General features: G+C 67.5%; 6 protein-coding genes and 2 pseudogenes. 2 read left to right on the forward strand and 6 right to left on the reverse strand.

All coding sequences use genetic code 11. The features are described from left to right. Nucleotides 1-5 precede the first annotated feature (5 nt). Together LCH29_RS01800 and LCH29_RS01805 are read left to right on the forward strand one after the other, a co-directional pair. Entirely contained in the window at nucleotides 6-842 is an 837-nt protein-coding gene (locus LCH29_RS01800; RefSeq protein ID WP_446459880.1) for a thiopeptide-type bacteriocin biosynthesis protein, read from the forward strand. After that, complete coding sequence (locus tag LCH29_RS01805) at nucleotides 839-1981, forward strand: hypothetical protein (protein WP_446459881.1); 1143 nt, start codon at nucleotides 839-841, stop codon at nucleotides 1979-1981. The genes LCH29_RS01800 and LCH29_RS01805 overlap by 4 nt, the downstream gene beginning before the upstream one ends. A gap of 30 nt (nucleotides 1982-2011) precedes the next feature. Here the strand turns inward: LCH29_RS01805 and LCH29_RS01810 are convergent, their stop codons facing one another. The 6 genes and pseudogenes from LCH29_RS01810 to LCH29_RS01835 all read right to left on the reverse strand — a co-directional run. Continuing rightward, nucleotides 2012-2971: a hypothetical protein gene (locus tag LCH29_RS01810; RefSeq protein ID WP_446459882.1), complete on the reverse strand. Its 960-nt coding sequence runs from the start codon at nucleotides 2969-2971 to the stop codon at nucleotides 2012-2014. 141 nt (nucleotides 2972-3112) lie between these two features. Further along, complete coding sequence (locus LCH29_RS01815; protein WP_446459883.1) at nucleotides 3113-4225, reverse strand: S1 family peptidase; 1113 nt, start codon at nucleotides 4223-4225, stop codon at nucleotides 3113-3115. 222 nt (nucleotides 4226-4447) lie between these two features. Continuing rightward, a complete protein-coding gene (tpg, locus tag LCH29_RS01820; RefSeq protein ID WP_446459894.1) occupies nucleotides 4448-4813 on the reverse strand; it encodes a telomere-protecting terminal protein Tpg in 366 nt (121 codons plus the stop codon). 39 nt (nucleotides 4814-4852) lie between these two features. Continuing rightward, the gene (locus LCH29_RS01825) at nucleotides 4853-6562 is read right to left on the reverse strand and encodes a relaxase/mobilization nuclease domain-containing protein (protein ID WP_446459884.1); all 1710 of its coding nucleotides are present in this window, start codon (nucleotides 6560-6562) and stop codon (nucleotides 4853-4855) included. After that, nucleotides 6552-7070: pseudogene (locus tag LCH29_RS01830) on the reverse strand (hypothetical protein); the annotation flags it as partial. The gene LCH29_RS01825 and the pseudogene LCH29_RS01830, both read right to left, overlap by 11 nt. Beyond that, nucleotides 7024-7219 (reverse strand): annotated as a pseudogene (locus LCH29_RS01835) (hypothetical protein); the annotation flags it as partial. The pseudogenes LCH29_RS01830 and LCH29_RS01835, both read right to left, overlap by 47 nt.

Below are 7219 nucleotides of genomic sequence, written 5' to 3' on the forward strand. Positions count from 1 at the left end.
CCCGTATGGATACCTCCTGGCGGCAGATCAACATCGCCTTCCCCGACTGGGCCGGCGCCGAGCACACAGCGCTCACCCATCTCGCCCCGCTCCTGGCCGCCGCCGAGACCGCCCGCCTCATCGGCCCCTGGTTCTTCCTCCGCAAAGCCCCCCACTGGCGCATCCGCTACCAGCCCCCCGGCGACCGGCCCATGGCCGAGAAGTACCTCCTTGCCGCCCTTAGCCCTCTCCAGCGCGACCAGCACATCACCGCCATCACTCCGGTGATCTACGAGCCGGAAACCCATGCCTTCGGCGGAACGGAGGCCATGAATGCCGCCCACCGGCTCTTCCACCTCGACAGCCACCACCTGATCGCCCACCTCACCCGCCACCCCGACCGGCCGCGCCGTCGCGAGCTGACGATCCTGCTGTGCACCGCGCTGCTCCGCGCCGCCGGCCTCGACTGGTACGAGCAGGGCGATGTCTGGGCTCGCGTGGCCGACCACCGCGACCCTCCCCAACCCCAGCCCGCCGACCGCCTGAACACCCTGCGGGACGGCCTGCGCCATCTGATGACCGCGGACATCACCCAGCTCACCCGCGAAGGGGCCTCGCTGCCCCTCCCGGCCGCCTGGCCGCAAGCCTTCACCACCACAGGCCACGACCTCGCCACCCTCGTCGCCGCTGGCCGGCTGCACCGCGGACTGCGCGCCGTTCTGGCCCACCACATTATCTTCGCCTTCAACCGGCTCGGGCTCCCGCACGCGACCCAGGCCACCCTCGCTGCCAACGCCAAAGCCGTCGTCTTCGGCCCTGACCCGACCATCGAGGCCCCAAGCGCGCCAGGAGTCCCGGCATGAACGACCGGCTCCTGGCCTGGTTCCCGCTCATCCAGCGGCCCCGCCCGCCCGCGCTCCCTCTTACGGCCCGCATTCACCAGCTGACGGACCTGGCCGCGCAGCCCGCCATCGGAGACATCCACCAGCAGGCCACCCGCGCTGCCGAGATCTGCAACAAGGCAGCGCTCATCGCCTCCGACTGCGCAGTACCCGACCTCGCCCGCGCCCTGTGCTGGTCCCAGTACGCGGTATTCGAGCAGGCCCGGCCGCTTCCCTCATGGGCAGTGAAGCTCGCTCTCCAGCCGATCCTCAACATCATCAGGCAGATCATCCGCGAGGGCGACGGCAACAGTGCCTACTCCATGCTCGACGGCCTCTTCCGCGCCGCCCGTGCCCAGACCTCAACCGAGATCAACGGCCGAACCGTCAATCTGCACACGGTCACCGGTACCGCGGACGTTCACAAGACCGTCTGCACCCTGGTGTGGGCGGCACTCCTCGCCGACGGCACCCGCGCACTGACCCAGGCCGGCCGCTGGCGCGAAGCCGCCGATGCCGCAGCCGCCCACCGTGGCGTCGGGGCCCGGCTCCTCGACGGCCGACAGATCACCATCCTCGCCCTCGCAGAGAATGGAAAGCACGACGAAGCGAGTGCCCTGGTCGAGGGCAGCCGACCCGCCGAGCCCTGGGAAGAAGCCGTCCAGAGCCTCCTTTACACCCTGTGCCGGAACGCCGCCGACTGCGTACCGATCACGTACATCGATGGCATGCTCATCAAAGCGCTCGCCCTGCAACAGCAACCCGCCCCCGGCGCGACCCTCTTCCGGGCCCGGGTTGGCATCACCGCGCTGATCCTGGCAGCGGCCCACACCAGCGTGCAGATATCCCCGCTGCAGGCGAACATCCTCGCCATGGCCAAGGTGGATGGCTACGTGGCCCGAGACGCTCTCACCCACGCACAGCTTCGCCGCGCGATGACGGCCAGCCAGCGCCGAGCCCTGACCAATCTGGTCCGCACCGCTGGACTCGATGCAGGGACAGTACCGGCACCCCTGCGAGGTGACCTGATGCGGGCAGTGTCCTCGGCCGAGGACCGGCTTCGCCTCTGCCTTGAGCGCAGTGCGGTCAGCTCACCCACCCGGACTCCTGCTGGAGGCTGAAGGGTCGAGCGGAATCGTCAGCGAGCCGCCCTAAGTCCAGCTGGGTGACAGCCCGCCGGGCTCTCCGTGCGGCACTGGCCGGCCGCTGAGGGCGTCCAGGAGAATGCGGTCACCGAGCGGCTTCCTCAGCTGCACCTTCACACTCTGTCCTATCATCTCGGCGTTGCAGGGACCGCTTCGTGACCCCGCGGCAGATGCGTACAGCACTACGCTCTCGCCCGTCTCCAGCACCTTGACGACGGGGCCATCGTCGCAGGCTCCGTGTGTGGCGTTCACCGTGATGGATCGGCCGTTCATCGCTGTTCCGACCAGTCGGGCGACATGCTTGAGACTGCCCGCAGCCCCTTGCCGAGCTTGTCCGATCGGCGAGCTCGGAAGCTTGGACGGGGTGACGGCGACACGCTTGAGCGGGGTGTCGTAGCCCTCCAGCGTGAAGAGCCAAGCGGGCACGGACGCCCTGCCTCGGCTCGTCATGATCGTCGTCGTGCCGAGCCTCGCCCCCGTCACGGTCAGCCGAGGTCCTTCACTGCGGTTGCGGGCGAACGACTGATACGCCTTCTCAGCCCCCCACAGCGGACGGGGCAGCGTCTTGCCGTTTCCCCAGTCCACCTTCCCGTGCACGGTGGCAGTGGTCGGCAGATTGCCATGCAGGACGAAGTTCTCTGTCTCGTAGGCCCGCTGATCCGCCGCGGTGCGCCAGCCGGATTCCGGCTTCTGTATCACGTCGGCCATCGGGTAGTAGCCCCGGTTCCAGGCAGCGGCGGCTGTGGACCCCTTCCAGGCGTCGGCCACCTGACGGGCCCGCTCTTTCTGCTCCCGCGGCGACTGACTCTTCGCATGGACGTCGTCGGCGTTCTGATCGTTGCCGCAGCCGACGAGGAGGAAGGTGCTCAGGAGAGGTGCCAGCAGCAGGCTGGCGAGGCGCTTCGCGTACGTATGCATGGAGTCCTCTTTCTTGAGGAGCAACAACGGATTCCCTGCTGAATGCATGACGCGGAGATTCTCAACGCCTGGTGCTGACCCCGGTCGACACCTTCGACGCGCAGGGGCGCGTCCGGGTTCACTCACAGCCTCCCGCGCCGCCTGCTGCATCTGCGTACATGCCGCAGGCGGCGAGGGATGGTGCGTGATCTAATAGACCTTCAGCCCCTCCCAGAGGAGCACTGTATATACCGGCTGGTACCAACTGGAGCGATCCTGTTGGGGGTCCGAATTTCCGCAGGGCTCGTCGAGATAGTTGCCGCCTGAATCGATGCCCAGTGCCGTCTCGCCGCTGAAGAGGGGCCCTCCGCTGTCGCCATGCTTGCCGCAGTTACTCGCCTCGATCATGTGGCGGAGGGTGGTGCCATCGTTATAGGTGACCGTCGCGTTCGTCGCGAGCACCATGCCATCCAGGTCCTGGCTCATGGTCCCTATGCGCTTCACCTTCTCCCCCTCGAATGCAGAGGCGGAGCGCGAGATCTGCCCTGTCGAGCCGTCCTTGTACTGGATCGTCCCGTACGGGGTGACGTTGCTGTTGCTGTACTCCACTACCCCGTAGTCGGACTGCTCCGTGTCGTTCCCGTAGGTCCAGTCGACGGCCCTTCCGAGGGGAATATCCCCGCTCCTACGGCGCCAGTTGACAGCGCCGTCCCCCATGCAATGTCCTGCTGTGAGCATGTACTTCTTGCCGCTGGCGTTCTGCACGTTGAACCCGGCACTGCAGGTCATGATCCAGCCGGGGATGTCTGCCGACGTTATGCCCAGGCCGCCGCGCATGGCGTAGGCAGCCGATTCGATCTTGCCAGAGTGTTCCGTTATGTCGACTGTATCTCCGTATGCGGAAACGGAATTCTCAATTCGAGCCTTGTCGGCTTCGGAAACCCCGTCGTAGATCTTTACGTCCACCCGGTTACTGCTCTGGTTGACACTCCAGGCAGTGTTGGGAATCCCTGGCAGCTGATCCAGTTTCGCTTTGACGGAGTCGAGCTCGGCCGTGCTGTGCGGGACGACCTCCGCTACCGCCCCAGCGCTTCGCACGGTTTCTGCCGCATCCTGATCGGTGACCGCGACAACGAGTCGTTCGTTCCGGTAGTAGACGCCGGCCGTGCGCTCGTTGCCCAGTTGCTCGGCAAGCGCGGCCGCCTCAGCCGGATCGGTGAGCGGTGCCGGCGCCGCCTGGGCCGCGGTCAGGGTGGTCAGCGTGAGTACTCCGACAGCCGCCGCCGCGAGTAACCCCCGATACGGGTAATGACGTCTTCGCACGTAAAACCTCACATTTCCGAAGAAACATACCTGGTGATCGACGCGCTTCGGGTGAGGCTGGCGACACGAGATTACCAATTGGCGAATTGGACATGAAAATTCCGCTTGTTGATGGCATGTTGACCTGAATGCGCGAGCTGCGGCCGAAAAAGCCCCTCGGCAAGGGGCCGTCTCGGCTCCCGCCACCCGCAGATGACAGGAACCGAGACGCTATGGGGAGTCCTACAGCTCGATATGGATGTATTCCACGTCGGTGAACTCCACGCCCAGGCCGTGCGCGCGGATGTTGTTGGCGCGGAAGTACATCTGCGCGAGGCTTTCGGCCGCGATGTGCTGGAGCTGCTGTTCGGTGGCGCCCTGCTCCCAGGCGGTGAACAGGCGGGCGGCGTAGACAGGCGGGAGGGCCTGAGTGATGTCGCGGATGCGGGCGACGTCGGTGGTGCCCGGGGCTGCGGTGAATCCGAAGCGGGCGCGGGTGGAGACAACTAGGCCGTCGGTGGAGGCCGCCTTCTTCCTTGCCTTCGCCCGGATCTGCGGTTGCCACAGGCGCTTGACCTCGCGCTCTAGCGTGAAGCGCACAGGACTGATGGGATACCGGCGAGGAAGGCTGCTCGGGCCTCCGGCCCGCTACCGGCCACCGAGACGGTGTCGCTCCCCATAGACAGCCTGTGACGAGGTGACAGCGGAGACAGGCGGCGAGGTTGTGCTGGAGCGGATCGCCTCGGACGAGTTGCTGCGCATGGCTGCCGCCGCCTGACGCCTGTTGGGTTGTGCGGTGACGCGCCAGATCAGTACCTGAGCCGGGAACTTGGCCGTCTTGAGTTCGCGTTCCGATCCCAGCTCTGTGAGTAGGCGGCGCGGGTTGTGGCCCGCCGTTTCGGCCTTCGCGATGGTGGTGGCGAGAGCGGGCCAAGCGGCGTCGCTCAGGATTCGGTCGGCGTCACTCGGCAGAGCCTGGCGGACGACCTCGGCATACCGCTCGGCGACCTTGGGACTGGGGGAGCGCCGGGCAAGGTCGGCCAGTACCGGTGTGGACGCCCTCTCGTACTCTGCTTGGAGGAGGGATCCCGCCTGGACCGCTGCTGCGGCCTGCTGTTCGTGGCCGCGCTGCTCGTGCCACTTGGCGGCGGCGCGGGCCAGGTGGAAGGCGGCGAAGACCAGGGCGATGGCGATACCGCCCGGCTCGCTGGACGCGTGGGCGAGGTCTTTGGCGGCGTGGCGCAGGGCGCTGGCGGCTTGATGGTTCGCTCGGGTAGCTGAACGGCGGGCACGGTCGAACGCCATTGCTGCTGCCTGAAGCTCGCTCCGGGCCGGTCCCTTGGTGGCGAGGGCCAGGTTGTGCAGGGTGTCGCCAAAAGCATCCAGGTGGCCCTGGGCGGCGGGGTCGTCGTCCGAGTCGAGGACGGTGCGGGCCGTGCGTACGGCGGATTCGGCGCGGCGCCACACTTCGGCCGGGCCCGCCATTCCTTGTGGGCGATCGGCCACGTCCTGGGTGGCGAGACGTTCGCGCAAGCGGTTGATGGACAGGTCGGGAGCGAGGATGGAGCCGCCGTACCAGACAGGTGCGTTGTCGGCGTTGTTGTCGCCGGGTGCGGCGAGGCTGTAGCCGATCACGTCACCTGTCTCGGGGCCGATGCGTGGCTTGACCTTGACGCCCAGAGATTCCAGCACGGTGAAGTATTCGGTCTCGGTGCGCACCGCGGCGGCCACCGTGTACGCCTGCTCGCGCAGCCACTGGCGGGAGGTGGTTTGCTGACCCTGGCGCTGGGCCTTGGCGTGCTCGGCGCCCGTGCGGGTTCGGGGCGCGGTGAGGTCGCCGGACTTGAGTTGGCGCAGCCCGAACTCAGCTTCGATCTTGCGGCATTCCTGCTGGGCGCGCTGGCCGTCGCGATGCGTGCGGGGGCGGCGTCCGTCGGCGCGCACGGTGGTGGCGAGGAGATGGATGTGGTCGTCCGCGTGCCGCACCGCGATCCACCGGCACCCCTTCTCATCACCCTCGGGCGCGATGCCCGTGGCGGCCACCACCCGGCGGGCGACTTCGGCCCACTCGGCGTCGGTCAGATAGCGGTCACCGGGGGCGGTACGTATCGGGCAGTGCCACACGTGCTGCGCGGGCTTGGTTCCGCCCAGCTCGCGGGCGCGCAGGTCGACGTGATGGTCGAGGCGCTTGGCGAGGTTGGCGTAGCTGACCTCGGGATTACGGCCGGGGTCGGGAGCGCCGGCCATGTCCCAGGCGGCGACGATGTGGGGATCGGTGTGCTCGTCGCGCCGACCCGGGCCGAAGAGGTAGGCGACCAGGCCACGGGTGTCGGAGCCGGTGGAGACGTCAGGCACCATGGCGGGCGCCCTCCACCATGATCTCGTCCATCAGTTCGTAGCTGCGCTGGACTGTCTGGTTGACGGCATCCAGGACAGCATGGGTGTGTTCAGGGAGCGTGTCCCGGTGGATGGCTCCAGTGATTTGGTTGAGGTTGGTGCCGATCCGATTCAACGCCTTGATGTGCGCCTCGATGGCCTCCACCAGTGGGCGAACGGGGTCGTCCTCCGGACTGCCGACGAGTCCCGGCTTGCCGAGGGCTGCGGCGAGCGCGGCGTCGCCGACGAAGCCGGCGAAGCGCTGACCGCGCTGCTCGGCCGCTGCGTCGATAAGGCGTACGGCGGTCGGGGTGAAACGGATGTTCTTGACCTGGTCGCGCTTCTCAACGGTGCGCTTGCGGTTCATCATCGTGGGCAGCATCGGAGAGTCGATCTCACGCCACGAGGGCGACTCAGCAGCCGGTCCGGTATCGGCAGCCGACTCAACGCGCGGGGCGTCGGGAGCGTCGGCACCGGGCGGAGTCGGCGTGGACCTGCCGGATCTTCCCCGTCAGCTCGGCGTCCTGGCGGCGTCGCTCACATGGCTCCTTCTCGGCGCGTCGCCAGCGGTAGTAGGTGGAGGAGGGGATGGAAAGTTCCCGGAGTACGGGCTCGACCCCCAGGTGCGGGTGCGCATCG

It is taken from the genome of Streptomyces sp. BRA346 (assembly GCF_052851135.1).

What these genes read in the sequence shown, in the direction of transcription:
- LCH29_RS01800 (WP_446459880.1), top strand. Translation starts at nt 6, where the DNA reads ATGGATACCTCCTGGCGGCAGATCAACATCGCCTTCCCCGACTGGGCC.
- LCH29_RS01810 (WP_446459882.1), bottom strand. Translation starts at nt 2,971, where the DNA reads ATGCATTCAGCAGGGAATCCGTTGTTGCTCCTCAAGAAAGAGGACTCC.
- LCH29_RS01805 (WP_446459881.1), top strand. Translation starts at nt 839, where the DNA reads ATGAACGACCGGCTCCTGGCCTGGTTCCCGCTCATCCAGCGGCCCCGC.
- LCH29_RS01825 (WP_446459884.1), bottom strand. Translation starts at nt 6,562, where the DNA reads ATGGTGCCTGACGTCTCCACCGGCTCCGACACCCGTGGCCTGGTCGCC.